At 31.9% G+C, this 26503-nt stretch carries 28 protein-coding genes; 9 read left to right on the top strand and 19 right to left on the bottom strand.

The window, feature by feature from the left end; translation table 11 throughout:
• Positions 1–73: 73 nt before the first annotated feature.
• Complete coding sequence (locus QZ260_RS02275; RefSeq protein WP_295982270.1) at positions 74–301, top strand: hypothetical protein; 228 nt, start codon at positions 74–76, stop codon at positions 299–301.
• Between the two features lie 102 nt (positions 302–403).
• On the top strand, positions 404–979 hold the full coding sequence (locus tag QZ260_RS02270) for a phosphatase PAP2 family protein (RefSeq protein ID WP_295982268.1): 576 nt from the start codon (positions 404–406) through the stop codon (positions 977–979).
• On the opposite strand, the gene meaB is transcribed toward QZ260_RS02270, so the two are convergent.
• From meaB to QZ260_RS02220, 10 genes are all read right to left on the bottom strand, one after another.
• On the bottom strand, positions 969–2045 hold the full coding sequence (gene meaB, locus QZ260_RS02265) for a methylmalonyl Co-A mutase-associated GTPase MeaB (RefSeq protein WP_295982266.1): 1077 nt from the start codon (positions 2043–2045) through the stop codon (positions 969–971). The two genes, QZ260_RS02270 and meaB, sit on opposite strands and share 11 nt — an antisense overlap.
• 50 nt (positions 2046–2095) lie before the next feature.
• Positions 2096–2653, bottom strand: coding sequence for a DUF2911 domain-containing protein (locus QZ260_RS02260; RefSeq protein ID WP_295982263.1), 558 nt, complete (start codon positions 2651–2653; stop codon positions 2096–2098).
• 125 nt (positions 2654–2778) lie between these two features.
• Complete coding sequence (locus QZ260_RS02255) at positions 2779–3456, bottom strand: GNAT family N-acetyltransferase (protein ID WP_295982260.1); 678 nt, start codon at positions 3454–3456, stop codon at positions 2779–2781.
• A 4-nt stretch (positions 3457–3460) separates the two neighbouring features.
• Complete coding sequence (gene miaA / locus QZ260_RS02250) at positions 3461–4372, bottom strand: tRNA (adenosine(37)-N6)-dimethylallyltransferase MiaA (RefSeq protein ID WP_295982258.1); 912 nt, start codon at positions 4370–4372, stop codon at positions 3461–3463.
• Positions 4362–5291 (bottom strand): ion transporter, encoded by a 930-nt coding sequence (locus tag QZ260_RS02245; RefSeq protein WP_295982256.1) that lies wholly within the window; start codon positions 5289–5291, stop codon positions 4362–4364. Before QZ260_RS02245 ends, miaA begins: the two co-directional genes overlap by 11 nt.
• Before the next feature lie 21 nt (positions 5292–5312).
• On the bottom strand, positions 5313–6695 hold the full coding sequence (locus QZ260_RS02240; RefSeq protein WP_295982272.1) for an exonuclease domain-containing protein: 1383 nt from the start codon (positions 6693–6695) through the stop codon (positions 5313–5315).
• A 23-nt stretch (positions 6696–6718) separates the two neighbouring features.
• Positions 6719–7390: a YggS family pyridoxal phosphate-dependent enzyme gene (locus tag QZ260_RS02235; RefSeq protein WP_295982254.1), complete on the bottom strand. Its 672-nt coding sequence runs from the start codon at positions 7388–7390 to the stop codon at positions 6719–6721.
• Positions 7391–7453: 63 nt separating this feature from the next.
• Positions 7454–8692, bottom strand: coding sequence for a DUF1015 domain-containing protein (locus tag QZ260_RS02230; protein ID WP_295982251.1), 1239 nt, complete (start codon positions 8690–8692; stop codon positions 7454–7456).
• A gap of 109 nt (positions 8693–8801) precedes the next feature.
• Positions 8802–9692: a 3-hydroxybutyryl-CoA dehydrogenase gene (locus QZ260_RS02225; protein ID WP_295982249.1), complete on the bottom strand. Its 891-nt coding sequence runs from the start codon at positions 9690–9692 to the stop codon at positions 8802–8804.
• A 91-nt stretch (positions 9693–9783) separates the two neighbouring features.
• Positions 9784–10743 (bottom strand): Gfo/Idh/MocA family oxidoreductase, encoded by a 960-nt coding sequence (locus QZ260_RS02220; RefSeq protein WP_295982248.1) that lies wholly within the window; start codon positions 10741–10743, stop codon positions 9784–9786.
• A gap of 157 nt (positions 10744–10900) precedes the next feature.
• On the opposite strand from QZ260_RS02220, the gene QZ260_RS02215 reads away from it, so the two are divergent.
• Complete coding sequence (locus QZ260_RS02215) at positions 10901–11542, top strand: protein-L-isoaspartate(D-aspartate) O-methyltransferase (protein WP_295982247.1); 642 nt, start codon at positions 10901–10903, stop codon at positions 11540–11542.
• Between the two features lie 9 nt (positions 11543–11551).
• On the opposite strand, the gene QZ260_RS02210 is transcribed toward QZ260_RS02215, so the two are convergent.
• The 4 genes from QZ260_RS02210 to smpB all read right to left on the bottom strand — a co-directional run bounded on the left by QZ260_RS02210 (position 11552) and on the right by smpB (position 15105).
• Positions 11552–12163, bottom strand: coding sequence for a methyltransferase domain-containing protein (locus tag QZ260_RS02210; protein ID WP_295982245.1), 612 nt, complete (start codon positions 12161–12163; stop codon positions 11552–11554).
• 2 nt (positions 12164–12165) lie between these two features.
• Complete coding sequence (locus QZ260_RS02205) at positions 12166–13998, bottom strand: Xaa-Pro dipeptidyl-peptidase (protein ID WP_295982243.1); 1833 nt, start codon at positions 13996–13998, stop codon at positions 12166–12168.
• A 36-nt stretch (positions 13999–14034) separates the two neighbouring features.
• Complete coding sequence (locus tag QZ260_RS02200) at positions 14035–14580, bottom strand: hypothetical protein (RefSeq protein ID WP_295982240.1); 546 nt, start codon at positions 14578–14580, stop codon at positions 14035–14037.
• A 66-nt stretch (positions 14581–14646) separates the two neighbouring features.
• On the bottom strand, positions 14647–15105 hold the full coding sequence (gene smpB, locus QZ260_RS02195; protein ID WP_295982237.1) for an SsrA-binding protein SmpB: 459 nt from the start codon (positions 15103–15105) through the stop codon (positions 14647–14649).
• 110 nt (positions 15106–15215) lie between these two features.
• On the opposite strand from smpB, the gene QZ260_RS02190 reads away from it, so the two are divergent.
• Together QZ260_RS02190 and lpdA are read left to right on the top strand one after the other, a co-directional pair.
• Positions 15216–16805, top strand: a complete 1590-nt coding sequence (locus QZ260_RS02190; protein WP_295982234.1) for a S41 family peptidase — start codon at positions 15216–15218, stop codon at positions 16803–16805.
• Positions 16806–16901: 96 nt separating this feature from the next.
• Positions 16902–18302 carry a dihydrolipoyl dehydrogenase gene (gene lpdA, locus QZ260_RS02185; RefSeq protein ID WP_295982232.1) on the top strand — a complete coding sequence of 467 codons (1401 nt, stop codon included), beginning with the start codon at positions 16902–16904 and terminating at the stop codon, positions 18300–18302.
• An 88-nt stretch (positions 18303–18390) separates the two neighbouring features.
• On the opposite strand, the gene QZ260_RS02180 is transcribed toward lpdA, so the two are convergent.
• Positions 18391–19173, bottom strand: coding sequence for a S1/P1 nuclease (locus tag QZ260_RS02180; protein WP_295982230.1), 783 nt, complete (start codon positions 19171–19173; stop codon positions 18391–18393).
• A gap of 304 nt (positions 19174–19477) precedes the next feature.
• Here QZ260_RS02180 and QZ260_RS02175 point away from each other — a divergent pair, with 304 nt between their 5' ends.
• The 3 genes from QZ260_RS02175 to QZ260_RS02165 are packed head-to-tail and all read left to right on the top strand — an operon-like array spanning position 19478 to position 21098.
• Positions 19478–20056 carry an RNA polymerase sigma factor gene (locus QZ260_RS02175; RefSeq protein WP_295982228.1) on the top strand — a complete coding sequence of 193 codons (579 nt, stop codon included), beginning with the start codon at positions 19478–19480 and terminating at the stop codon, positions 20054–20056.
• Complete coding sequence (locus tag QZ260_RS02170; protein ID WP_295982226.1) at positions 20056–20235, top strand: hypothetical protein; 180 nt, start codon at positions 20056–20058, stop codon at positions 20233–20235. The genes QZ260_RS02175 and QZ260_RS02170 overlap by 1 nt, the downstream gene beginning before the upstream one ends.
• A 41-nt stretch (positions 20236–20276) precedes the next feature.
• On the top strand, positions 20277–21098 hold the full coding sequence (locus QZ260_RS02165) for a mechanosensitive ion channel domain-containing protein (protein ID WP_295982224.1): 822 nt from the start codon (positions 20277–20279) through the stop codon (positions 21096–21098).
• Positions 21099–21203: 105 nt separating this feature from the next.
• On the opposite strand, the gene QZ260_RS02160 is transcribed toward QZ260_RS02165, so the two are convergent.
• Both QZ260_RS02160 and QZ260_RS02155 read right to left on the bottom strand, forming a co-directional pair.
• Entirely contained in the window at positions 21204–21920 is a 717-nt protein-coding gene (locus QZ260_RS02160; protein WP_295982221.1) for a LytTR family DNA-binding domain-containing protein, read from the bottom strand.
• Between the two features lie 3 nt (positions 21921–21923).
• On the bottom strand, positions 21924–22976 hold the full coding sequence (locus QZ260_RS02155; protein ID WP_295982220.1) for a histidine kinase: 1053 nt from the start codon (positions 22974–22976) through the stop codon (positions 21924–21926).
• 191 nt (positions 22977–23167) lie between these two features.
• Between QZ260_RS02155 and QZ260_RS02150 the strand changes: the two genes are divergently transcribed.
• Positions 23168–23581 (top strand): MotA/TolQ/ExbB proton channel family protein, encoded by a 414-nt coding sequence (locus QZ260_RS02150; protein ID WP_295982217.1) that lies wholly within the window; start codon positions 23168–23170, stop codon positions 23579–23581.
• Between the two features lie 513 nt (positions 23582–24094).
• On the opposite strand, the gene QZ260_RS02145 is transcribed toward QZ260_RS02150, so the two are convergent.
• Both QZ260_RS02145 and QZ260_RS02140 read right to left on the bottom strand, forming a co-directional pair.
• Positions 24095–24871, bottom strand: a complete 777-nt coding sequence (locus QZ260_RS02145; RefSeq protein WP_295982215.1) for a DUF1295 domain-containing protein — start codon at positions 24869–24871, stop codon at positions 24095–24097.
• Positions 24872–24979: 108 nt separating this feature from the next.
• On the bottom strand, positions 24980–26329 hold the full coding sequence (locus QZ260_RS02140) for a DEAD/DEAH box helicase (protein ID WP_295982214.1): 1350 nt from the start codon (positions 26327–26329) through the stop codon (positions 24980–24982).
• Positions 26330–26503: the final 174 nt, after the last annotated feature.

The raw sequence follows: 26503 nt of genomic DNA, 5'->3' as shown, positions 1-26503 counted from the left end.
GCAATTTTATTGTATATTCGATTTAACTATTTGACTAAAAAGCTAATTTTATCTAACAACTAAAAATTTTATAATGACACTACCAAAATTTATACTTGGTGATAATACAGAATTTCCGAATGCTATTTATGTTGTTCATACTGAATTCCCGAGGTTTATAATAAATCTTGAAAATGATGAAGTAGAGTGGTTTGAAGATTTTGATGCTGAAGACCAAGAGGAATTAGAAACAGAAACTGAAAATGCCATAAAAGAAGCTACTGCCTTTTATGATAATGAAGTAGCTAAATACGATGAGTAATTGCGTTAGGGATTGCAATAAAAATCCTTTTTGTGAGGCACGAACAAAAAGATTGTAATGTAAAAGCCCGACCCTTTTGGGTAACGCCCAAAACACTAATAAATGATTGAACATCTTTTAGAATACGATACCGAACTATTCTTGTTTTTAAATAACTTAGGTTCATCTACTTGGGATGGTTTGTGGTTGATTATAACCAATAAGTTAGCATTTATACCGTTATACGCATTTTTATTATTTCTGCTTTATAAAAATTATGGATTAAAATCGTTGTTGATTTTTGTTGTGGTTATAGCCTTAATGATAACCTTTACAGACCAAATAACTAATGTTTTTAAACGTACATTTATGAGGTCAAGGCCTTGTGGTGTGGAGGACATAGCTAATGAGATTCGATTTATTGCTGTTCGTTGTGGAAAATATGGGTTTTTCTCTGGGCATTCATCAAACACAATGGCGGCAGCAGTTTTTGCCGGTTTAATATTGAAACCCTATTATAAAAACTTAATTTTTATTTTACTATTTTGGAGTGCGGTAGTGGCTTATAGTAGAATATATGTGGGTGTTCATTACCCATTGGATATACTATGCGGAATGACCTTTGGGGCTATCTCTGGATTTATATTTTATAAATTAACGAAGTACTTATTAAAAGAATTTTTAAATATTAGATTTTGAGTTTTAATAAATAATCAGCGGCTGCAAAAGGAGAAATTTGATTGTTTTCTATAAGCTGTATTTGAAGTGCTAATTCTTTTTTAATTTTTGGCGTGTTGAAGAAATCAGATTTTAATTGATCTTCAATGGTTTGAATAAGCCAAAATTTATTTTGTTCATGTCGTTTTTGACTAAAGAAATTATTCTTTGTAGTGACTTCTATATATTCTAAAATAATCTCCCAAATAGCATCAATACCTTCATTTTTAAGTGCGCTGCATAGTGTTACTTTAGGTTGCCAATTTGACGATTTTTCTGGGTAGAGGTGAAGCGCTCTATTAAACTCTACTTTGGCAAGTTTTGCCTGCTTCAAATTATCGCCATCTGCTTTATTAATAGCAATGGTATCGGCCATTTCAATAATACCTCGCTTAATACCTTGTAGTTCATCACCAGCACCAGCTAACTTTAATAGTAGAAAGAAATCTACCATACTGTGCACGGTAGTTTCACTTTGGCCTACACCAACAGTTTCAATAATTATAACGTCAAAACCAGCAGCCTCACATAAAATGATGGTTTCTCGAGTTTTTCTTGCGACACCCCCTAAAGAATTACCAGAAGCAGACGGACGAATGAAAGCGTTTTCATCTTTAACTAAATCTTCCATTCGGGTTTTATCACCTAATATACTGCCTTTTGTAATGGTGCTGCTAGGATCTATGGCGAGAACAGCCACACGCTTTTGAAGAGAAGTTAAATGTTTTCCAAAGGCTTCAATAAAGGTGCTTTTTCCAACTCCAGGAACACCAGTTATGCCAATTCTAATGGATTTATTGGCATGAGGTAAACACCTTTTTAATATTGTATCTGCTATGTTTTTATGTTTGGCATTTTTGCTTTCTATTAAAGTAATAGCACGACTTAAAGCGGTAACGTCTTTTTTTAAAATAGATGTAATTAGTGCATCAACATCAATTTCTGCTTTGCGTTTATCTTTGATGGATTTAATTGAGGTTGCATTTGTGATTTCTGAAATAGAAACCCCTTCTTTTTCATGTATTGAAGATTTTTTTTTCTTTGACACTAGCAGACGAATGTTTGTCTAATTTACAATTTTATTTTCAGTAGAAAGAATTAATATTTCAAAGGAACAGCAACCTTTACATCATCCCAGGCCATAGTTATAAATAGATTATCTGTAGAGTTGTCAAAAGATATGGTAAACTGTTCAACAGTATTTCCTAGTTTTTGTACAGGGACTTCAATATTTATGACATCGTAATTAGGATCCCACATCGGTTTCATTTCAGCATTAACACCCCAAGAATATTGTTTGGAATTAAATATGACGCGCCATGTTGAATCTTTTGGAACTGTCCATAACGTATATTTTCTAGCAGCTAATTGAATGCCATTTAATTCCAATGGCTTGTTGGTTTCAAATGTTGTAGCTTCGTTTGCTCCAGTTCGCCATACTTGATTAAAAGGGATTAAAGCACCAAATATTTCGCGATCTTTTTTATAGGGTCTATTATAAAACACTTCAAGTTTTAAATCATTTAATTTAAACTCTACAGTGTCTTTAGGACTTAATCGTTTTGCGAAAATATTTTCGACAAAAGTAGAATATAAAAATAGCCCTAATGCTATCAAGGATAATAGGATTAAGACACGTTTTAGAAAGGTGTTCATATATAGCAATTTAATAAGGCATAAAGATAATTTAAAAGGTATTACTACTAGAATACAAACGCCATTTTATTTAGCTTTGTTATATGTTTTAAAAAAAAATTTATGTATTGTAACACTACATTTTTTTAATCCCTACTTATTTTCCAGAATTTTAATTTTCTTCTGGTTATAAAACCAAGCTTTTTATACAAATTAATGGGGCCTAAATTTGTTTCATCTACATGTAAAAAAGGCGTTTTATTTTTCTCAAATATATTTTTTGAAGTGTGTGTAATGAGTTGTTTTGCATAACCGTTACCTGAGTGGTCTGGATGCGTTATTACTGCACTAATCTCAGTAAAATTTTTAGTTTGCATACGTTCGCCCGTTATTGCTACTAGTCTTTTGTTTTTATAAATACCATAATAACGTCCTAAGGTATTTGTTTTGGCTTTAAAATACTCTGGGTAAGCAAGCTTAATTAAACGGATTAAATCTTCATAGTGAGAATCATCAAGCTCAATAATATTTTCTGTTATAGGATAATCAATTTTGTTATAAAGTATCATTTGTAAACCCACATATTTTATTGGTGGATTTAAAGTTGGGGGCATTTTTGGTTTATTACCTACAATAAAGAAGTCTTTTATTAATTTGGAATGTTTTTCAATAGCTTGAGCTGTGTCTTCATATTTAACAAAAGCACCAAAAGGTGTGTAATCTGTTTGATAAAATTTCACATTACCGTAATCCATACAATTTTTATAATGTGTTTCTGTTAGTGAAAACCAGACGGGGTTATCTAAAACATCTTCGTTTATCATTTTTTTAAACTAATAAATGTGATTCAAGTTGAGTTATGATTTTTTCAATAGGAACATTGTAATCAAACCAAAGTGTATTTTCATTCCTTTTAAACCATGTAAGTTGGCGTTTGGCAAAGCGACGCGTATTTTTTTTGATTTCTGAGGTAGCAAATTCTAAATCCCATTCTCCAGACAGATAATTAAATAGTTCTTTATAACCTACCGTATTAAGTGCATTTAAATCTTTAGAAACTAATAGACCTTTTACTTCTTCGAGTAAACCTTTTTGCATCATGATATTTACACGCTGGTTTATGCGGTTATATATCATTTCTCGATCAGCAGTTAAACCTACTGTAATCGTTTTGAAGTTGCGTTTTTCTTTTCCTTTGTTTAAGAATGATGAATAAGGTTTCTCTGAACCAATGCAAATCTCTAAGGCGCGAATAACACGATGCGGGTTATCTATGGCTATGGTGTTATATGAAACAGGGTCCAATGCTTTTAATTGCTCTTGAAGAACCTCTAGCCCTTTTGTTTCTAATTCTTTGTTTAGTTTTTTGCGAATATTTGAACCTACTTTAGGAAAATGATCTAACCCTTTAGTTATTACATCAACATATAATCCTGAGCCACCAACCATTATTACTGCATCTTTATCTTGAAATAATTTTTCTAAACATTGTAAAGCGTCTTTCTCGAAAGCGCCAACATTGTATTCGTCTTTTATGGATTTATGGTGAATAAAATGATGTTTCGCAGATGACAACTCATCTGAGGTTGGTGCTGCAGTTCCAATTTGCATTTCCTTAAAAAACTGACGTGAATCTGCAGAAATAATTTCGGTTTCAAAGTGTTGCGCTAGTTCTATGCTTAGTGCTGTTTTACCAATGGCCGTTGGGCCAACTATAGATATTAAATATTTAGTCTTCATTTAATTTAAATCCACAGTTGCTACAAAATTCTGCATTCTCAGCATGTACATCAAATAAACAATTATTGCAAGATTTAACAGAAGTAGGCTCTTCTTTTTTATCTGATTTTACCATTTGAGCAGATACTATTCCTGTTGGAATTGCAATAATACCATAACCAAGTATCATTATGGCGGAAGCTATTAGTTGGCCAAATGGTGTTTGTGGGGCAATATCTCCATAACCTACAGTGGTAAGAGTCACTATGGCCCAATAGACACTTCTTGGTATACTTGTAAAACCACTTTCTGGAGATTCTATAAGGTACATAAGGGTACCTAGAATAATACAAAGAATTACAACAAAAGATAAGAAGACTGCTATTTTAGCCCGACTTTCTTTTAAAGCGGTAACAAAATTTGTTGATTCGCCCATATAACGGGCCAACTTTAATATTCTAAAAACACGAAGTAATCTTAAGGCTCTTAAGGCTACTAAAGATTGAGAGCCAACAAAAACAAACGACAAATACATAGGAATAGTAGATAGAAGATCAATAATTCCATAAAAACTAAAAATATATTTTCTGGGTGCTTTAATTGTTATAATTCTGGTAATATATTCAATTGTAAAGAGAATAGTAATTACCCATTCTAATACCTTAAAAAGTATATGAAACCTTGCATCTATTTCACGCACACTTTCAAGCATTACTAGAAGAATACTTGCAATGATTACATAAAATAAAACAATATCAAATAATTTACCAGATTTTGTATTGGCTCCAAATATTATTTCGTGTAACTTAATTTGCCAAGGTCTTAGTTCTCGTTTTTTTAAGAATAATAGATCAATAATTCTATGATAGTATATTTTAGATTTCCTAAAAATCCTATTAATCTTATCCGAAATGCTTTTATTGTTCCCTTTTTTTGACATAAACTCAAATTTACTAAAAGATTATGTATTATTAGTATTAGGTTGAATTTGAATAATTTTTAAAAGCTTATTTTTTCTAACATAATTTTGAATAATATGTTGACTATCTCTATTATTCTCCATAGGTGTAATAATAGATTCCAATACTTCAAGATTAGTTATTTGATAATTTAAATTGAAAAATCCAATACCTTTAAAAACACCATTTTCGATTAATATGGCACTGCGCTCATCAACTTCTCGACCTCTATCAACGATTACCATGTTTTTATTGGAATAGCTGTTTTTTTCAATAAGCGATTGTACGCGTTTGTTATAGGATTCAGGAGACTCTTTCTGAATACAGGCACCTTCACAATTTTTAATTTCATAATTAAAACAACTCGTTTTTGTTTTATACAAACCTGCTAGTTTTTGGCATAAATTATAATCTTCAACGGCTTTGGTTATAAAGCTTTTTCCGCTTTGCCGATTGCTAAATGTGGTTATTGGTTTTTTACGACCGTCTGCCACATCAATCTTTAAATTGAGGTAATCATTTTCATCTTTAAACGCATATAAAGCATGAGTAAAAATGGATCGACGTAATGCTCTGTTATGTATAGGTTTAACTTTTTTTATTTCCTCACTTTCTTTTAAGAGAGCAACGAGCTCACTTCCCGTAGCTTCGTAAGTTACAGTTGATACTTGAGCTTGTATTTTTTTAGATTTAGCATTAGTGCCAGTGAAATGCTGATTAATGCGTTTTTTAATATTATTGCTTTTACCAATATAGATAATATCACCATCAGCTTTATGAATGTAATATACACCAGTGGCAGATGGTAATTCACCAATTATATCTAAATGTCTGGGTTCTAGTTGAAGTTTTGGGTTTAATCTTACGGATTTTTGAATAATACTCTTGGTAGTATCTTTATCGAGTAACATTTTAAACAACTTGACTGTCGCTAAAGCATCACCAGAAGCCCGATGTCTATCTGTTACTGGGATACCGAGCGAGCGCACTAATTTACCTAAACTATATGATGCTTGTCCGGGGATTAAATCTTTTGAAAGTTCAACAGAACATAATGATTTGCGTTCGTATTCAAAGCCTAGCCTTCTAAATTCAGTACATAAAATGCGATAATCAAACTGTGCGTTATGTGCCACTAAAATACAGTCTTCAGTAATTTCAACAATACGTTTTGCTACTTCATAAAATTTAGGTGCATTACGAAGCATATTGCTGTTAATTCCTGTTAGGTTAACTACAAAAGGTTGTATGTCACGCTCAGGGTTTACAAGGCTTATAAATTGATCAACTACTTCGTGACCATCATACTTATAAATAGCTATTTCAGTTATGCCTTCTTCATTATACTTACCACCAGTGGTTTCTATGTCTAAAATTGCGTAAATAGTATGTTACTTTTTATTTGTTACTAAATTGTTTGATTTCTTAAACCAAAGATACTACTTCCAACCCTAATCATTGTACTTCCGCAGTCAATAGCTAATTTATAATCGCCACTCATTCCCATACTTATAATTTGCAGTTTGCAGTTTTCTGTTTGTAGTGCTTTTAAGGCATCAAATGTAAATTTTAAACGATTGAATTCGTTTTTTATTTGACTTTTATCATCTGTAAAAGTAGCCATGCCCATAACGCCTGTAACTCTTATGTTTTTTAATTCTGATATTATTTTGGATTGAGTAAATTTGGAAGCATCTTCAAAAGACATTCCGAATTTTGAATCTTCTGATGCTATTTTAATTTGAAGTAAACAATCAATAACCCTATCATGTTTTTTTGCTTGTTTATCAATTTCTTTAAGCAATTTAAAATTATCTACACCATGAATTAAAGAAACAAAAGAAGCCATATATTTTACTTTGTTTCGTTGTACATGCCCAATCATATGCCATTTAATATCCTTTGGCATTTCCTCGTATTTCTCAGCCATTTCTTGGATTTTGTTTTCTCCAAATACGCGTTGTCCCGCATTATAAGCTTCCATTAAATCGCTAACAGGTTTTGTTTTAGAAACTGCCACTAGTGTAACATGCTCTGGGATAGAAGATTTTATGGTTTTTAGGTTCTCTTGTATACTCATTATTGTTTTTTAAGTTGTTTGTTGTGAAGCTATTTTTATGAACGACCTAACAAACAAACGTTTTTAGAATTCGTAAATCGTAATCCCACTTTTTAACTTAGGTTCAATAAAGGTGCTTTTTGGTGGCATAGTTAAGCCTGCATTGGCAATGGCCTTCATTTCTTCAATTGAAATTGGTACTAATCCGAAGCCAACAGCATATTCGCCTTTATCTACTTTACTTTTTATATTTATTAAATCGTTTTTTCCATGAGAATAATCAATTCGTGTATTGTTGCGTACATCTGAAATCCCTAAAATTGGTTCCAAAACCGTTTTATATAATATTTGTGTATCTAACGCTACCAAAGGATTATCGAGACTATAATTATGCTTTCGGAGATAAAGTGAATAAAATTCACCATCAAGATACATGCTGAAATGGTGTTTTCTGCTAGGTATATATAATTCAGGTCCTCTATTTTCTATACGAAAAATAGCATCTAGTTTTATTAAAAAGGCATCTTTAGTTAAACCGTTTAGGTCTTTGACTAATCGATTGAATTCATGAATTTTTAAATTGGATTCAGGAATTAAATAACTCATAAAAAAATTATAAGTCTCATTCCCAGTATGAGCATCATTGTCAGATTTTAAATCTTCTGAAAGTAAAAAAGAAGAAGCGGAACGATGGTGCCCATCAGCTATATAAATATTTTCAAGGCTCTCAAATTCCTTTTTAATTTGTTCTATGGATGTTGTATTGTCTACAAGCCACAAATAATGGGTATCTCTAAAATGGGTTGTAAATTCAAATTCAGCACGTTCTTTTTGAACCTCTGTAATAATATTAGCAATCACCTCATTATCGGGATAGGTGAGAAGTACGGGTTCAGCATTAAAGCCAACAGTTTTCAGGTAATCTTTAAATATGTTTTCACGATACTCAATGGTATCTTCATGTTTCTTAATGATATCATTTTTATAATCTTCAGAACTTGCTGCGGCTACTATTCCAGTAAATATATTACCGTCTCGATTTACAATTTTGTAAATGTAAAAGTTTGGCTTTTCATCCTCAACGAAAATCCCATCTTCTTTGAATTCTAAATATCTGTTTTTAACTAGAGTATAGCGTTCTTTACCAGTAATGTCTTTATGATATTTGTAGCCCGGATTTATAATATGTAAAAATGAAAAAGGGTTATTGTCTAAACGTGATTCTAATTCATCTTGTGTATAGCTTTGGTAAGAACGAGAAGCGACTAAACTAACTTTATCTCGCGCTGGTCTTACTGCTTTAAATGGGACTATTTTTGCCATATTAACGAACTTGTCATTACTAAGAGTTTTGCAATATGTTAATCTGTTTTTTTATAAATAGATTGCCACATCACGCAAAAAAGAGTGATTCGCAATGACTTATAATTGTTTACTTTGAAAACTGTTTTGAAACTTTTTCAGCTTTTCTGCTTTCAGAGTAATCGTAAAAACCTTCTCCTGATTTTATTCCTAATTTACCTGCTCGTACCATGTTTACTAACAAAGGGCAAGGTGCGTATTTGGGATTTTTAAATCCATCATACATCACATTCAAAATAGATAAACATACATCTAAACCAATAAAGTCTGCTAACTGTAATGGGCCCATAGGATGCGCCATACCTAGTTTCATAACAGTGTCAATCTCATCAACACCAGCAACACCATTGTACAATGTTTCTATAGACTCATTGAGCATGGGCATTAAAATACGGTTTGCTACAAAACCAGGATAGTCATTTACTTCAACAGGGACTTTGCCTAAGGCTTTAGAAAGCTCCATAATGGTATTAGTAATTTCATCACTTGTACTGTAACCTCTAATAATCTCAACCAATTTCATGATTGGTACAGGATTCATAAAATGCATCCCAACAACTTTGTCTGGTCTAGAAGTTACAGCTGCTATTTGTGTTATAGAAATTGAAGATGTATTTGTTGCTAAAATTGTTTCTTTAGGACAAGTATTATCTAATTCTTTGAAAATTTTTAGTTTTAAGTCTACGTTTTCCGTCGCTGCTTCAATAACTAAATCAATGGCTTTAACGCCATCTGCTAAGCTGGTGTAGGTCGCTATGTTAGATAGAGTTTTAGATTTCTCCGCTTCAGAAATTTTCTCTTTAGCTACCATTCTATCTAAATTCTTGACAATGGTTGCCATTCCTTTTTCTAAAGAAATTTCATTAATATCAATAAGAGCAACTTTAAACCCACTTTGAGCAAAGGTGTGAGCAATACCATTTCCCATGGTGCCCGCTCCAATAACAGCTACGTTTTTCATCTGTTTATTTTTATTTTGTTGTATTGGTCAGATGTAACATGTCATATTTGTATTTTAGAATGTATCTGAATTTTAGTTATAAATGTTTCATTTAAAAACTATTTATAATTTGAGTTGCAACACGTAAAGCTTCAGTACCATCATGAAGCGTAACAATAGGTGTTGTATCATTATTTATAGCATCGGCAAAGGTTTCCAATTCATCTAGAATTGAATTATTGTCTGGAATAGGTGGATTATCAAAGTAGATTTGCTTTTTAATGCCTTCCGCATTTTGAAGTATCATATCAAAATCTCCTGGGTTTTGCGGAGCATCTTTCATTTTTACTACTTCACATTTTTTCTCTAAGAAATCAACAGAGATGTAAGCATCTTTTTGAAAGAAACGTGCTTTACGCATTTTTTTAAGTGAAATTCGACTAGCCGTTAAGTTTGCAACACAGCCATTTTCAAACTCTAACCTAGCATTGGCAATGTCAGGTGTGTCACTAATAACAGCAACACCACTTGCTGAAACGCTTTTAACTTTAGATTTCACAACACTTAAGATAATATCGATGTCATGAATCATTAAGTCTAAAACAACGGGAACATCTGTGCCTCTTGGATTAAATTCTGCCAAACGATGTGTTTCAATAAACATTGGTGAATTAATATCATCTTTCACAGCAATATAGGCAGGATTAAAACGCTCAACGTGTCCTACTTGTCCACGTAAATTATGTTCTGCTAAAAGTTCTCTAATATGTTCCGCTTCTTCAACAGTATTTGTAATTGGTTTTTCAATAAAAATATGCTTTCCTTTTGCAATGGCTTGTTTTGCACAATCATAATGAGATAATGTAGGCGTAACAATGTCGACTACATCCACGGCATCAATTAATGCATCAATAGAGTTAAAAAACTTATATCCAAATTCTGCCTCTACCTTTTTACCATTTTCTTCATCGGCATCATAGAACCCAACTAGGTTGTATTTTTCTGATTGTTTAAGAAGTCTTAAATGAATTTTACCTAAGTGACCAGCACCAAGAACTCCAGCTTTTAGCATAATGTTTACGTTTTCAACAAAAATAAGATATTTAAAACATGAAGTTAAGTAATTAATCTAAAATTTTAGGTTTATAATTATGAAAAATAAAATCTGAACAAAATGTTTAAAGCTTGAAAATCTTTGCCTAATTTTAGCAAACCAAACGCCACCAAAATTGAAAGATACTTTTAAGCACCAAGGATTAAGACAGCAACTTGTTAATATATTAAAAAACAAAGGTATAACAGATGCTAAGGTTTTAAAAGCTATCGACAAGATACCAAGGCATTTGTTTATGGATTCTAGTTTTTTAGATCATGCGTACCAAGATAAAGCGTTTCCCATTGGAGCAGATCAAACTATTTCCCAGCCATATACAGTGGCTTTTCAATCTGAATTATTACAAATAAAGCCTGGAGATAAAATTCTTGAAATTGGAACAGGAAGTGGTTATCAAACAGCCGTTTTATGTGAATTAGGCGCTAAAGTATATAGCATTGAGCGCCAGAATGAATTGTTTAAAAAAACTAGTAAGTTTCTCCCAAAATTGGGGTATCGTGCTAAGAAACTTATTTTTGGAGATGGGTATATTGGTCTTGAAGAAGAAGCACCTTTTGATGGTATTATTGTAACAGCAGGCGCACCGTTTGTGCCTAAACCTTTACTTAGTCAATTAAAAATAGGAGGAAAGCTTGTAATTCCTGTTGGTGTTGATGTGCAAGTGATGACTATGTTTACTAGAAAAGACCAAAAAGAATTCGATCAAGAAGAATTTGGAGAGTTTAGATTTGTGCCTTTATTGGAGGATAAAAATTAGTTTTCTTTTCTATGCTTTCTCAAAAACACCAAATAGTTCTTTGCCCATTCTAGGTTCGATAGAATTATAACATTTCTCAAAAGTTTTTACTTTAAATAAAGGTTCAAAATAGCCTAAATACTCTTTTTTTGTACCACCAAAGGGACGCTTTTCCATATCGCCTGTTAGTGGTATATCAAACCATAAACCGGCGAGTTTTCCATTGTCGTTTAACAGACTATGTAATTTATTAGCATAGCGTTCACGATTAGATTTGGTAGGTGGAAATGAACAGAAAAACGTTTGCTCTAAAACTAAATCGTATGTTTCTTTATGTGTAAAAAAATCACCTTCTATACTCTGATTTAAAGAAAAATCTGGAACTCTTTTCTGGAACGCCTCAAGTGGCGCTTTAGAAATATCTAATACATAAACATTCTTAAAACCTTGTTTAAGAAGGTATTCTGCTTCGTAAGAGTTACCAGCGCCAGGAATTAATATTTTTAAATCTCTATTATCTAATTGATCAATATAGGTTTTAATCGGTCTTGAAGGTGCACCAATATCCCAACCTGTCTGGTTTTTTAAATAGCGTTTGGACCAATATTGTTTTTGTTCTTTTGATGTCTCTTGATTAGACATATTTAATCTTTAAAAGCCTTATTAAATATTTCAGCACCACCAACAACAGGCAAATTTAAATGTGTTCCATCTAAATCAATAGTTAATTCTGTTCCTGGTTTTGGATGTAAAGTATATTCTTTATCACTAGAAAAAATTAACAACCCAATTTGCTGTCCAGCCTTAATTATTTGGTCGTCTGGTTGTAAATCAAAAGTAACGTCGTAAAATTTACCAGTTTTTAAGGGCTCACTTTCTGTTAATGATTTATAATTTTGAGGATCTGCCCAACCTCGTGTAATTATATTGTCGGTAGTTTTTGCTCTTCTACTAGAATTCCATGGAAGTGAAACTAACCAAACTGATAAATTAGCAGCAGGTTTATTACTTGCTAATTTTACGGTAATTTGAGCTAAACCTGAAATATGGATATCCTTAGAGAGTTTTGGTGTAACATATAACAGACGGTGGTTCGTAATTTCTGCTTGTGCCAGAGCTTCGCCAGAAAATGAATAGTTATCAACTAAAGTTTCTTTACCTTGTTTTTCTTGTTTTATAGTGCTTAAGTTACCCGTTTGTGGAGCACCAGAAGTTAAATATAAAGTCACATCTGAAGTATCTGGGTTTGGGTAATCTTTATAAGCTGTTGGCGCTTCCATTTTATCGTCTTCACGAACAATCCATGCTTTATTTGGTTCATCCTCAATACCATTTTCAATACCGTGCAAATAATGAGTAAACCATTTGTTCATCATACTTACTGGTGGTGGCCCACCATGACCATATTGATGATAGTATATACCTGTTTCTAAGCCCATTTCTTTAGCTTTCTTATAGATACGATAACTATGTTCTGGCATCACATTCCAATCGTTAAAACCATGAGACATCAATAAAGCTGCTTTCATAGGTTCCATATCGTTTAAATAATCTCGTCCGGCCCAAAAATCGTTATAATCACCTGTCAGTCTATCCATACCGTTTTTCATTTCGGTATCACGAACTTTTGTATTGTTGTGCGAGCGTTTCGATTCATCACCGCTATGTATGTAATCGTATAACACATCGATGTCTTCACCTAAATATCCACCCGGAGAACGCACTAAACCGTTTGAACGGTAATAATGATAATAGGATGTGTTTGGTGCAATAGGAATAATAACCTCTAAACCTTCAACACCTGTAGTTGCTGCTGCTAATGGAATTGTTCCGTTGTATGATGTACCAGTCATTCCTACTTTTCCAGTACTCCATAACGCTTTAACTTCTTTATCTCCATAAGGTTCTGTATACCCTTTTGCACGACCATTTAACCAATCTATAACTGCTTTAGGAGCTAGTGATTCGTTATCATCACCAACAGTTGGTGAACCTTGAGATAATCCTGTGCCTGGAGAAGAAGAGTGCACGACTATATATCCCCTTGGAACCCATTTTTTTATTTGAGAAGTGGAAATGGTTGGTCTCTCACCTAATCGCGTTACTTCGGGATGGATACGCTCTTCCGCTGCTTCACCTAATTCATGATTCACATCCCAAAATACTCCATCGACATCTGGTGCAACACCTGCATAATAAGGGCTAGATTCGTAAACTACTGGTAATTTTAACCCTTCAGTATCTGTTTGGTATGGTCTTGTTACATCTACATGCATCCGATCTAATTTGCCATCGCCATCGGTATCAAAAGTGGTTTCAACAAATAAATCATGTCTAATCCATTTCTCAGGTGTGTTAAATGCTTCAACTATTTGTGCTTCACCATTCTTAAATACAGGCTTTGTTAGTTCTTGTGCATAATTTTTAAATACAAATGTGATTAAAAATAAGAGTAGTAAATATTGATTTTTAAACATAACAGATAGGAATTATGATGGTTAGAAAAATTTTATTTAATGTAAGTATTTTTTTGGAATTGGATGGTCTTTGGTTTCTTGTGCCCAATAAATATTAATTACCCACCAGCGTTTACCATCGTTTAGTAATTGAATACTATTGATGCCTCGCATAAAAGGCATGTCATCAGACTCACTATGAAAAGATTCGTAAGTACTAAATACTTGGGTTATGTTCCCAAAGGTGTCAATTTTTCGGTGTATTTCCTTTTCAAAAAAACCATTTTCAACCAACCATTTGCCAGAACCTTCTATATAATCATTAGGACTCATATATCGCACTCTATAGTTTTCGGCCTTATCTTTGCCGGAAGGTATCAATTTTGCATCGGGTTTAAATAGAAACTTAAATTGTTTCCAATTTCTTTTTACTCCTTTTTCTCCTGAAATGACAGCGTATAAGGTTTTAATAGTAGTATCTAAAGTTAAAACAGAAGTGCTATCAATTTCAAATTCAACTTCGTTCTCTTTCATTGATTTTTCTTGAGCCTGAATATTAAAAGACAAAACACTAATTAATAGAAATACTAATAATTTTTTCATAATGAAAATTTTAAAGTGGTAAATTATAGAATATCAATAATTTAAACCGTTAAGAAACCCTTAAAATTATTTGTAAACTTTCTTGATTCTATCAAGATCTCGCTTATTGTCTCTATCCTTTATAGTTTCACGCTTATCGAACAATTTTTTCCCTTTAGCTAATGCAATTACAAGTTTCGCATAGCCTTTATCATTAATAAACAATCGCAATGGTATAATGGTTAGCCCTGTGTTCTGGACTGCTTTATTAAGCTTTTTAAGTTCTTTTTTATTTAAAAGTAACTTTCTAGTAGCTTTTGGTTTGTGGTTGTAGTAATTTCCAAAAGCATATTCTTGAATGGTCATATTCACTGCAAAGAGTTCACCATTCTCACTAAACTCACAAAAACTTTCAGTAATAGACGCTTTACTACTTCTGATGGATTTTATTTCGGTACCTGTTAACACAATCCCAGCGGTGTACTTATCTAAAATTTCATATTGAAAGCGTGCTTTCTTATTCTGTATGTTAATGTTTTTTTGCATGAAGTACAAAACTACATAAATTATTGTGAGAATTTCATTTGAATTTATTCAAAAGTTAAAGAAACATTAATCCGTTTTAAGATTGCACAATTACTACTATTTTAGCCAATATGAAGAGATTTCTTTTACCGTTTATTTTATTGATTGTTTTGTTCTCATGCAAAAGCGTTAAAAAGCATAATGCCCAAATCACCAAATTGCACAGCGTTGAAGATTTACATCGAGACATTGATAAGTTATACCAACAATTGAAACGTCATCATCCTAAATTATATCAATATACTTCTAAAGCAAAATTAGATTTTAAGTTTGACAGCTTAAAAACATCTATAAACACACCGATTGATTCAAGAACATTCTATAAAAAAACAGCTCCTGTTGTATCTTATGTAAAACAAGGTCATGTTTCTATAGGTTCTGTAGGCAAGTGGTTTACAAAAAAGGAACGAAAACAACTTAAAAAGAAGAAGTTTGAATTTTATGATTTAGATTTTGATTATTTAGAAGGTAAACTTTGGGTAAGAGATTATAGAGGTAAAGATTCTACTTTGGTAGGAAATGAAATAGTAAGTATAAATGAAGAATCAGCTTTAAAATTAGTTGAATCCTATAAAACACGTTTCTCTTCTGATGGCTATAATAGAACCCTTTATAATAGGTATGTATCTAAAGGGTTTTCTGTGTTTTATTACAGAGACAAAGGATATGTTGATAGTTTAAAAGTCACCTTTAAATCGAATGATTCACTGTTTATAAAAATATTTAAACGCATTGATAAAAAGCAAAAGAAAGACAAACATGCAGATACCACTTCCGTAGAAAAAATAAAATCTAAAAAGCTGACAAAAGAAGAAAAGAAGACTCGTAAACTAGCTAAGAGGAAAAGAAAAAAGGATCATAAAAAATACGGTTATTTAGGAAAGCGAAAACAATACACCCGAAATTTCAGTTTTATAGGTAAGCATAGTTCTGTGGCGTACATGAAGTTACGAAGCTTCACCAATGGCAATTATAAGAAATTTTACAAGGAGAGTTTTTCTAAAATATATTCAGCACAAACCAAACATTTTGTTTTAGACCTGAGGGATAATGGTGGAGGGCGTATCTCAGAAATTGATTATTTATATTCCTATTTAACAGACAAAGACTATCAATTTATAACAGAAAGTGAAGTTACAAGTAGAACACCTCTTTTAAAGTCGTTCATGACCAATACCACATCAAACAGTCTGAAGGTTACAGGTGCTTTGTTATACCCAATTGTGGCAGCTCATAATCTTCTTAAAACACGAAAAAGAAATAAAAAACTGTATTATAAGTTCAATAAGCATACTAAAATCAAAGCTCCAAATGAGTTAAACTATAAAGGTAAAATATATGTACTTATAAATGGAAATTCATTTTCAGCATCTTCATTGTTATCTACACATTTAAAATCTAATAAACGTGCCACTTTTGTTGGCGAAGAAACTGGAGGAGCTTTTAATGGAACAGTAGCAGGGATTTATAAAACTTATCAACTTCCAACTTCTAAAATAAAAGTGAGGATGGGTTTAATGCAAATAGAAGCGCATCAAAAACAAAGTCCTGACGGTTATGGTATTAAACCAGATGTAAAGATGGTGCCAACAGTTGAAGATAGAAAAATGAATCGTGATGCAGAATTAGAGTGGGTTTTAAAAGATATTTATAAAGACTAATAATTTCCTCAAAAAAACTGTTAATCCTTTAAAACCTTGAATCTAAATTCGTATTTTTGATTTCGATTTTTAAATAGAAAACTTCAAAATTATTATATGAATTCATACGATGTAGCCGTTATTGGTTCTGGCCCTGGAGGATATGTAGCAGCTATTCGTTGCGCACAATTAGGGATGAAAACTGCCATTATAGAAAAATATTCAACATTAGGAGGCACCTGTTTAAATGTAGGATGTATTCCTAGTAAAGCACTTTTAGATTCATCACATCATTACGATGATGCCGTTAAGCATTTTGAAGAACATGGGATTGAAATTCCTGGTGATATTAAAGTGAATTTAGAGAAAATGATTGCTCGTAAACAAGCAGTTGTTGATCAAACTACAGGTGGTATTGATTTTTTAATGAAGAAAAATAATATTGATGTCTATCAAGGTTTAGGCAGCTTTAAAGATGCTACACATATTACTGTTTCTGGAGAAGAAACTAATGAAATTGAAGCAAAAAATACGATTATTGCAACAGGCAGTAAACCATCGAACTTACCATTTATAAAACTTGATAAAGAACGAATCATTACATCTACTGAAGCTTTAAAGCTTAAAGAAATTCCAAAGCACATGATTGTTATTGGAGGTGGTGTTATTGGTTTAGAATTAGGACAAGTATACAGACGTTTAGGTGCTGAGGTTACTGTTGTTGAGTATATGGATAGAATCATTCCAACCATGGATGCAGGTTTATCGAAAGAACTTAATAAGGTTTTTAAGAAAGCTAAATTTAAAATGCAAGTGTCTCACAAAGTAAAATCTGTTGAGCGTGTTGGGGATGAGGTTATTGTGAAAGCTGATAATAAAAAAGGAGAAGAAGTAGAATTTAAAGGCGACTATTGTTTAGTGTCAGTTGGCCGCAGCCCCTATACGGCTGGTTTAAATACTGAAGCTGCAGGCGTGAAGTTAGATGATAGGGGTAGAGTAGAAGTTAATGAACATTTACAAACATCGGCTTCAAATATTTATGCTATTGGAGATGTTGTGAAAGGCGCCATGTTAGCTCATAAAGCGGAAGAAGAAGGTGTTTTTGTTGCTGAAATTATTGCTGGACAAAAGCCACATATTGATTATAACTTAATTCCAGGGGTGGTTTACACGTGGCCAGAAGTTGCTGCTGTTGGTAGAACAGAAGAACAACTTAAAGAAGCGGGTGTTGCATACAAAACAGGTTCTTTTCCAATGCGCGCTTTAGGTAGAAGTCGAGCGAGTATGGATATAGATGGTTTTGTAAAAATTCTTGCAGATAAAACAACTGATGAAATTTTAGGTGTACACATGATTGGTGCTCGTGCAGCAGATTTGATAGCAGAAGCAGTTGTTGCTATGGAATTTCGCGCTTCCGCGGAAGATATATCTCGTATGTCTCATGCACATCCAACATATACAGAAGCTATTAAAGAGGCGGCATTAGCGGCTACTGAAGATAGAGCATTACATATTTAATTAAAGATACTTCTGCTTAAGCAGAAATTGTAAACAAAAAGGCTGTCTTGAATTCAAGACAGCCTTTTTGTTTTTTAAATACCTTTTTCTAAAACAAATCATTCAAAACTTTTGCCAATCGAATTCCAGCAATTTGTAATTGACTTCTAACCGTTTTAAAATGATTATAAGAATACCTATATCTTAAGTTTTCATCAGGTTTAGCAGAAGCATATACTTTTTTTGTTAATTGATGTGTTTCATTTACCCAATCAATAACAGAACCTTCTTGAATCATTTTCACTTGTTGTTTACTTAAAACATCAGCGTTTTCAGCTAATTCATTATAACTCATATTAAAATTCTCAATCATTTCGCTATCCCAAACTCTATGTAAATTAGAATCTTTATAAAACCATTGTACTTTAAAATCGTTACCACCTTTATCTTCTTGTAATCCAACATGCATAGGTTGGTGTAAATCACCAATCAAATGAATTAAGAGCTTTAAGTAGAATGCTTTATCATCATCTGACGCATTATTATCAACTATAATCTTTTTGCAATATGCTATACCTGAAGCTAAATCACCTTTAGTATTCTTTTTAGAGTCTTCGTAGTTTTCATCCATAGACATATTAATATAATGCCATGTATAAAACTCATTGTAACGTTTGTCCGATTTTATCTCATCAGCAAATGTAGAAACGAAAGCTAGTGACTTTCTTTTTAATAAGCGCTTAACTTCTCTTTTGGCTTTTCCGCATAAATAATCATCTGCTATTTTTCCAACAACACGATGTCCAGTTGCTCCCCAAAAATCATCTAGCGCATGACTTTGTAATGGTAAAATAAAAAGCGCAGCTAAAAGGTAGGTGTATAGTAATTTCATGTGTTTGTATTTATTGTTTTTTAATTGGCACATGTTGTTCGCTATTAATCATTCTATTGAGTGATAACAACTTTAACATGCCCGATTCATAAATTAAAATTTTAGCTAATTTATAAATATCAGACTTAAGAATATAGATTTAACAAAAGTTTAATTTTTTTGAAACAAATGCGTATTAATTGCGTGTTAATGATGCAAGGATTTAAAGTAAAGACATATTATTTATTGTTTTTTTGCATATCATGTGACTTTTAAAAAAGGCCGTGTCTTAAACAATGTAACAACTTAATAGCGAAAGCTAAATTTGAAAACTCTCGACAACATTAATAAACTATCTGACGAAGATCTGGTTGAAGCCATTGTGAATACAAATAACACATTGCTTTTCGAGACCTTGTATGATAGGTATGCTGGATTAGTATATAATAAATGCTATGGTTTTGCAAAGGATGGTGACGAAGCGAAAGATTTAACACAGGACGTGTTTTTAAAACTCTTTGTTAAGTTAGCTAGTTTTAAAGGAAAATCGAAATTTTCAACATGGTTATATGCGTTTACTTATAACCATTGTGTAAATTATGTAACTAGAAATACGGCTAAGAAATTTGAAAAACAGTCGGTTGATTATAAAAATATAGAAAACCTCTCTGATGATTATGATGAAGATGATCCTAGTTTTCTGAATATGAAAGTTGAAAAATTAAAAGTAGCATTAGAGCTTATTTCTCCTGAGGAGAAAATGATTTTATTGTTAAAATATCAAGATTATTTAAGCATAAAGGAAATTGAAAGTGCCCTTGGTATTGGAGAAAGCGCAGTTAAAATGAGAATTAAACGTGCCAAAGATAAGCTTATAACCGTATATAACAAAAACCAAAATTAATGGATAATCCATTTAAACATATAAACCAACCACTTAAAGAAGTTCCGCAGGAACTTAAGTCTAAGGTTATGAGTGATATTGCCATGGCAAAACTCATTATGGATTTGGCTGCCCTGTTTTCATATAATATTGGTGATGTTATTGAAACAGTTATGCGAAGTAGAAAACCCAATAAATAGAATATAACACCAAAAACAACCCTAACTAAAATAGATAAAAAATGGAAAAAGCGACACAATGGAAAGAAATGGCGATGGAATCTCTATCGACGATGTGGCTGGAAATATCCAAAATATTCCCAAACATTATAGGAACTATAATTGTGCTGGTTTTTGGCTGGCTTTTAACAAAACTTATAGTAAAAATCATTAAAAAGGCATTAAAATTAGCAAAAGCAAACAAGCTAGACGATGCTATAAATGAAATAGAGATTGTTGAAGGTAAAAAGCTAAACTTTGATACGATAAAAGTGGTCTCTAGTTTTGTAAAGTGGATCATGTATATCATGTTATTGATAATGGCATCAGACATTATGAACTTAACAATGATTTCCGAGCAGATCAGTAATTTATTAGCCTATTTACCTCAATTATTTGCTGCGTTAGTCATATTTACCATCGGATTAATTTTAGCAAATCTTATCAAAAAAGGCTTAAAATCGTTTTTTGAGTCGATGGATTTATCAGGAGCCAAAATAATAAGTCAAGTTGTGTTTTTTATTATTTTAATTTTTGTTTCTATAACAGCTCTAAACCAAGCAGGAATTGATACTGAAATTGTTACAAGTAATTTAACAATGATTTTGGCAGCATTTTTATTAGCCTTTGCACTAGCATTTGGTTTTGGAGCTCAAAAAATTGTAGGTGATTTATTAAGAACTTTTTATACTAGAAAGACTTATGAAATAGGGCAGAAAATAGAGTTTAACAACATTAAAGGAAAAGTTGAATCTATTGACGGTATAACAGTAACGATAAAAACTAAAGAAGGAAAATTAATAGTACCAATTAAAGATATTGTAGAGAGTCTAGTAAGTATATAGGTTTAACTCTAAGTTAGGGTTAAAATTGGTTGGTTACTTTTCTGTAAACTGAAAAACTCTCTACATCTTATAATTCCTTTTCATTAATTTGAAAGGGGATTTTTTTTAGAATTTTTCAAGAATTTGTAATACATCCTTTTTGTAACTTCTACTAATCGTTAAAGTGATGTTGTTTATTGTAATTTCCTCGTTAGTGAACGACGTAATATGTTTTAATGCTATAATATAAGAACGATGAATTCTTATAAAACTTTTACTAGGGAGTTTTGCTTCAATGGCACTTATAGTTTCTCTAGTAACTATGGTTTCATCGGCTAAATGAATTTTAATATAATCACTATAGCTTTCAATATAGATGATAGATTCAAAATCAATTTTAATCATACGTCGGTCTGAACGCACAAACATAAAAGCGTTGTTATCTATTTCTATATATTCAGTATGTTTTGAATCTATATGAATATCAAAATAATTATTCACTGCCTTTAATAATCTATCAAAAGAAATAGGCTTTAGCAGATAATCTACAGCTTGCAATTCAAAACCCTCAACAGCAAAATCACGATAGGCTGTTGTGAAAATAATTTTCACCTCCTTATTAATAGATTTCGCAAAAGATATTCCAGAGATTTCGGGCATATTAATATCAAGAAAAACTAAGTCTATTTTATGTACTCTTAGCGCACTAAAAGCTTCAATGGCATTAATGCAACTCGCAATAATTTTTATATTAGGTATTTTTGATACGTGTGTAGCTATAACTTCTCTAGCAATAGCTTCATCATCTACTATAATACAAAATATGTCTTTGTTTTCTGGCATAAATTAAACGGTGTTAAGTTTTAAATTTACTTTAAATAATCCGTTTTCATTATTAATGGTTAGTGTGTATTGGTCTTTATATAATAAATCTAGTCGTTTTTTAATGTTGTCTAAACCTATTCCGTTTTCTGAAATAGCATTGATTGTACTTGTGTTTTTAATTTCAAAAAAGAGACTCTTGTTTTTGCAATACAACTTAATGCCAACATTAAGAATACCTTTTTTTAAGCTTCCATGTTTAAAACTGTTTTCCACAAATGGCAGTAGGAGCATAGGCGCTATTTTGGTGTCTACTAATATGTTTTCAATCTCAAAATTAATATGAAGTGTATCATTAAAACGCATTTTTTCTAACTCAATGTAATCATTAATGTGGTTTATTTCGTCATTAAGAGATACAAAAGGTTTGTCTACTTGGTACAATAAATAATCCAATAAGTTGGAGAGTTTTAAAATCATTTCTGGCGTTTCATCTGCTTTTTTTAAAGCAAACCCATACATGGTGTTTAAGGTGTTAAATAGAAAATGTGGATGAATCTGCATCTTCAAATAATTCAGCTCTTGCTCTTTTAATTTTAGTTGTGTTTCTAGAATTTTAGTTTCTAGAATTTTTGTTTCCTCACTGTTTTTTAAATTTAGTTTGAGAAGTGTAAATGCGCTAACTAAAAGTACCACCATATACACACCTGTGGCTACGAACAAAATGTTTTTTGTAACCGGATTCATGGCCTCGTAATTAAACTGGGCGATATAAATAAGGCTAAAAAAAATAGATACCATAATTAAATACACCGAAACAATAAATGTATACAGGCTGTATAATCCGAAAAGGATATACCGTTTTGTTATAAGGTAATCGGGTATTAATTTATAAATTGAAACGTATGTTGTAGCTATGGTAATAGGCATTAAGAACAATGAAAACGCCAAAATATCATTAAAATTTTCACTTCCAGCACCAAAGAAATAAGTAAAAAAAAGCAAGACACCACACCAAAAAATAATGTGTAATAGCGCTCGTCCTAAACCTTTTAAAATAAATAATTTGATAACCATAAATTAATTTAAGTTATACAATAATACTATAATTTTGAGGTGTATTTTTATTTTGTAGATGAATAACTGCTTTAGTAAGGGTTTCTACATTATGTAATAACGATTGTTAATTTGGTCGTTCGTCGCATATTAATTTTTAAAGCATTTTTATCTGGTAAGTTTGAACCATATTAATCAAAAAACAAACAGTTATGTATTTAATTATGATGTCATCATTTCCATTATGTTTCTCAGCAGTAAATCCATTTGTAGATAGGTTTAATGAAGGTGGCCCTTTGTTTATGTCGCTTATACTTATTAGCTTTTTATTGTCTATAGGGTTTTTAATCAAAGGATTTATTAGCTTAAAGAAGAACGATTTAATCTCCGAAAAAATGATAAAAATGACTGTGGATAGCAGTTTGTTAGGTTTAGTGTTAGGCTTTTTAGGGTCTGTTATAGGTTTAATAACTGCTTTCGATAGTCTTGAGGCTATGGGAGATGTAGATCCTTCAATTTTTGCAGGAGGACTTAAAGTATCCTTACTAACAGCAACTTTTGGGTTGTTTACTTTCGTGATTTCCAGAATTGGCATATTAATTTTACGTGGGTTGCAAAAAAGCTAGTATTAGGCAGTAGTTCTTCATCAATCAATAAAAAGATCCTTCTTCTATGAAGATGAAAAGAAGCTTTTTAATTATATTTTTTGCATCTAGATTATTGAGGTTAGGTCTTAATGCTATTCATAAAGGTTTTTATGTATAATCTTTTTTTGGGCTGTTTTGAAGGTTGACACATTTTTTAATTATTTATATCCGCCGATGCACTTCATAAAATTCAGGGCCTTAATACCAATTATTACAATTTTAATTAAATTGTAAATAGAATAAAAAGAGCAGTACATACACAGCTAGATAAAACAAATAAAAATTTCTAAATTTTTTATAGGCCTTGTTCTCTGGATACATATTTCCAAAAAGGGCTTTAATTTCTTTAAAAAAAAGCGGTTTTATATTGATTGTCCAACTTTCTGTTTGGTAAACAATCTTTCTAAATTTACTTCTATAATAGGTTAGAGGTAATCCCCATAAAATAAAAATAATAAGCCATATGTTGTTTTTTAAGTACTCTAACATGTTTTATTTTTTTGGAAACCAAGGGAAAAATGAACTTGTTTGCTTCATGTAATTTTGATACTCCGGTTTTTTATCTTTTAAAGAATCTTCTAAAAGGGATACACCAGAAATCTTAATAATTAAAAAAGTCATAGCCACAGATCCTAAAATTGGCCAATAAATACCAGATGACACACAAAAAAGAGCGTAACCCCACCAAATTGCCGCATCTCCAAAATAATTAGGATGACGCGTATACTTCCACAAACCTGTGTTTAAGATTTTGCCTTTATTAGTTAGATTACTTTTAAATTTTGTTAGTTGATAATCGCCTACACTTTCAAAAATAAACCCGATAATCCAAACGAGTATGGCTACATAATCTATCCACGATATTTGATTAGATTGAGTATAATTATTTGATCCTAATAATGGTAAGGAAACGATAAGTATTAAAACACCTTGTAATAGAAAGACTTGGAAAAAGCTTACCCACCAGTAGCGATGTGTTCCATACTTTCTTCTAAATTCTTGATACCTAAAATCTTCACCCTTCCCAATATTTCTGTAAGCTAAATATATGGACAATCGTAAACCCCAAAGTGTTACTAAACCAAGTAATATAATATGTCGTGTATAAACAACATCTTGATAAAAAAAGTAAACGGCATTAACAATGACAAAACCAGATCCCCAAAATATATCAACTATACTGGCATTTTTTAAGTAAACACTTAAAATCCATAACAGGATAATACATATAAGAATAACTAGAGCTGCTTTTAAGAATAAAAAGACCATGCGTGTAATTAAATTTATTTCCAAGTAAGATAATAAATTTTTACACCATAAAAATTTATTTAAGAAAATAGATTAGAGACATTCCTAGAATTCATTATTCAAAAATTACTACCTCTTATTCCGTCTATTATAATTCTTATCGCCTTTAGTTTTTGGCTTTTTGTATTTGGCAGCAATTTTAAACTTATAAGAACCTCCTAAGTTTTCTTTAGAGTTCTTTTCAGATTTATCATGAAACGCTGGTCCTGGCGCATCTTCGTCTTTACGTTTAAAAGGGTTGTTATGTTCTTTTATTTGTGGACGTTCCTCTTCGATAAGGTCGGTAGAAATTTCAACGGTGTCAGGAATGTTTATAACCGTGATGGTCATTTTCATTAACAACTCAATATTTTCAATAGATTCTTGTTCCTTTTCTGTAGAAAAAACTAAAGCTTGACCTTCGCGTTCAGCGCGCCCTGTTCTACCAATACGGTGCATGTAGTTTTCAGGAAAATCCGGTGTATCAAAATTAATTACATGAGAAACGTTATCAATATCGAGTCCACGTGCCATAACATCAGTAGCTACTAAAATACGGTTATCACCATTTCTAAATTGCTCAATACTTCGCAGTCTGTAATTTTGTGTTTTGTTAGAATGTATAACACATAATTCATCATGAAAGCGTTCATCTAAATTTTCGAACAAACGGTCCGCCATACGTTTATAAGCAACAAAAACCAGCACCTTGTTAAAGGTTTCGGTATCTTTTAAGAGTTGCGTCAATAAATTCACCTTCGTGTAAAAGTTAGGCACATTATAACGTTGCTGTGAAATATTTTCAAGTGGTGTTCCAGAAACCGCTATAGAAACTCGTTCTGGACTTTTAAAGAAATCGTTAAGCAGCAAATTAACATCTTGCGTCATGGTTGCTGAAAACATGATGTTTTGTCGACGCTCTGGTAAAATGTCAAAAATATTTATTAGTTGATGTCTAAAACCTAAGTCTAGCATCACATCCACTTCATCAATCACTAATTTCTGAATCGATTTAAGTTGTAAAACCCGACTCAAAGCCAAATCATATAAGCGCCCAGGTGTAGCCACTAAAATATCAACACCGTCAGCAATAGCCTGCTTTTGTGTATTAATATTTGTACCACCATAAACTCCTAAAATACGATTGTTAATGTATTTTGAAAGCTTTTCAATTTCATCAACGACCTGAACAACCAATTCGCGCGTAGGGACTAAAACCAAAACACGAGGGTTTTCTTGCTCTGAAAACTTCAAATCTTTAAGAATAGGCAACATGTAGGCAAAGGTTTTTCCTGTACCTGTTTGCGCAATACCAACGACATCCTTTCCTGAAGACACCACATTAAAGGCTTGTTCCTGTATTGGTGTAGGTGTAATGAACCCTAAATCGTCTAAGGCGTTAAAAAGTTGATTGTTTATGTTTAAATCGTGAAAAGTCAAAATGTTGCTATTTTGTTGGCAAAGTTAAACTTATTCTTGGCTTTAAACTAAATGGCTGTTGTGTATTTCAATATTATAAGCAGCCTCAAACGTTTTGTTAGAATCTAAACTCAAGATTCCTTCTTTGTCTTTAAGCTTTTGGTTAGTAGTTTCATTATCTGCAATACCAAGCCA

It is taken from the genome of uncultured Algibacter sp. (genome assembly GCF_905480415.1).
GTDB lineage: Bacteria > Bacteroidota > Bacteroidia > Flavobacteriales > Flavobacteriaceae > Algibacter_B.
Note: the sequence above shows the minus strand (reverse complement) of the source record. Positions and strands in the feature narration are given on the sequence as shown.

Bases quoted from the DNA above. Each gene is read 5' to 3' on its own strand.
- QZ260_RS02275 (WP_295982270.1), top strand. From the start codon at position 74: ATGACACTACCAAAATTTATACTTGGTGATAATACAGAATTTCCGAAT.
- QZ260_RS02270 (WP_295982268.1), top strand. From the start codon at position 404: ATGATTGAACATCTTTTAGAATACGATACCGAACTATTCTTGTTTTTA.
- QZ260_RS02260 (WP_295982263.1), bottom strand. From the start codon at position 2,653: ATGAACACCTTTCTAAAACGTGTCTTAATCCTATTATCCTTGATAGCA.
- QZ260_RS02255 (WP_295982260.1), bottom strand. From the start codon at position 3,456: ATGATAAACGAAGATGTTTTAGATAACCCCGTCTGGTTTTCACTAACA.
- miaA (WP_295982258.1), bottom strand. From the start codon at position 4,372: ATGAAGACTAAATATTTAATATCTATAGTTGGCCCAACGGCCATTGGT.
- QZ260_RS02245 (WP_295982256.1), bottom strand. From the start codon at position 5,291: ATGTCAAAAAAAGGGAACAATAAAAGCATTTCGGATAAGATTAATAGG.
- QZ260_RS02235 (WP_295982254.1), bottom strand. From the start codon at position 7,390: ATGAGTATACAAGAGAACCTAAAAACCATAAAATCTTCTATCCCAGAG.
- QZ260_RS02230 (WP_295982251.1), bottom strand. From the start codon at position 8,692: ATGGCAAAAATAGTCCCATTTAAAGCAGTAAGACCAGCGCGAGATAAA.
- QZ260_RS02225 (WP_295982249.1), bottom strand. From the start codon at position 9,692: ATGAAAAACGTAGCTGTTATTGGAGCGGGCACCATGGGAAATGGTATT.
- QZ260_RS02220 (WP_295982248.1), bottom strand. From the start codon at position 10,743: ATGCTAAAAGCTGGAGTTCTTGGTGCTGGTCACTTAGGTAAAATTCAT.
- QZ260_RS02210 (WP_295982245.1), bottom strand. From the start codon at position 12,163: ATGTCTAATCAAGAGACATCAAAAGAACAAAAACAATATTGGTCCAAA.
- QZ260_RS02205 (WP_295982243.1), bottom strand. From the start codon at position 13,998: ATGTTTAAAAATCAATATTTACTACTCTTATTTTTAATCACATTTGTA.
- QZ260_RS02200 (WP_295982240.1), bottom strand. From the start codon at position 14,580: ATGAAAAAATTATTAGTATTTCTATTAATTAGTGTTTTGTCTTTTAAT.
- smpB (WP_295982237.1), bottom strand. From the start codon at position 15,105: ATGCAAAAAAACATTAACATACAGAATAAGAAAGCACGCTTTCAATAT.
- QZ260_RS02190 (WP_295982234.1), top strand. From the start codon at position 15,216: ATGAAGAGATTTCTTTTACCGTTTATTTTATTGATTGTTTTGTTCTCA.
- lpdA (WP_295982232.1), top strand. From the start codon at position 16,902: ATGAATTCATACGATGTAGCCGTTATTGGTTCTGGCCCTGGAGGATAT.
- QZ260_RS02180 (WP_295982230.1), bottom strand. From the start codon at position 19,173: ATGAAATTACTATACACCTACCTTTTAGCTGCGCTTTTTATTTTACCA.
- QZ260_RS02170 (WP_295982226.1), top strand. From the start codon at position 20,056: ATGGATAATCCATTTAAACATATAAACCAACCACTTAAAGAAGTTCCG.
- QZ260_RS02165 (WP_295982224.1), top strand. From the start codon at position 20,277: ATGGAAAAAGCGACACAATGGAAAGAAATGGCGATGGAATCTCTATCG.
- QZ260_RS02160 (WP_295982221.1), bottom strand. From the start codon at position 21,920: ATGCCAGAAAACAAAGACATATTTTGTATTATAGTAGATGATGAAGCT.
- QZ260_RS02155 (WP_295982220.1), bottom strand. From the start codon at position 22,976: ATGGTTATCAAATTATTTATTTTAAAAGGTTTAGGACGAGCGCTATTA.
- QZ260_RS02150 (WP_295982217.1), top strand. From the start codon at position 23,168: ATGTATTTAATTATGATGTCATCATTTCCATTATGTTTCTCAGCAGTA.
- QZ260_RS02145 (WP_295982215.1), bottom strand. From the start codon at position 24,871: ATGGTCTTTTTATTCTTAAAAGCAGCTCTAGTTATTCTTATATGTATT.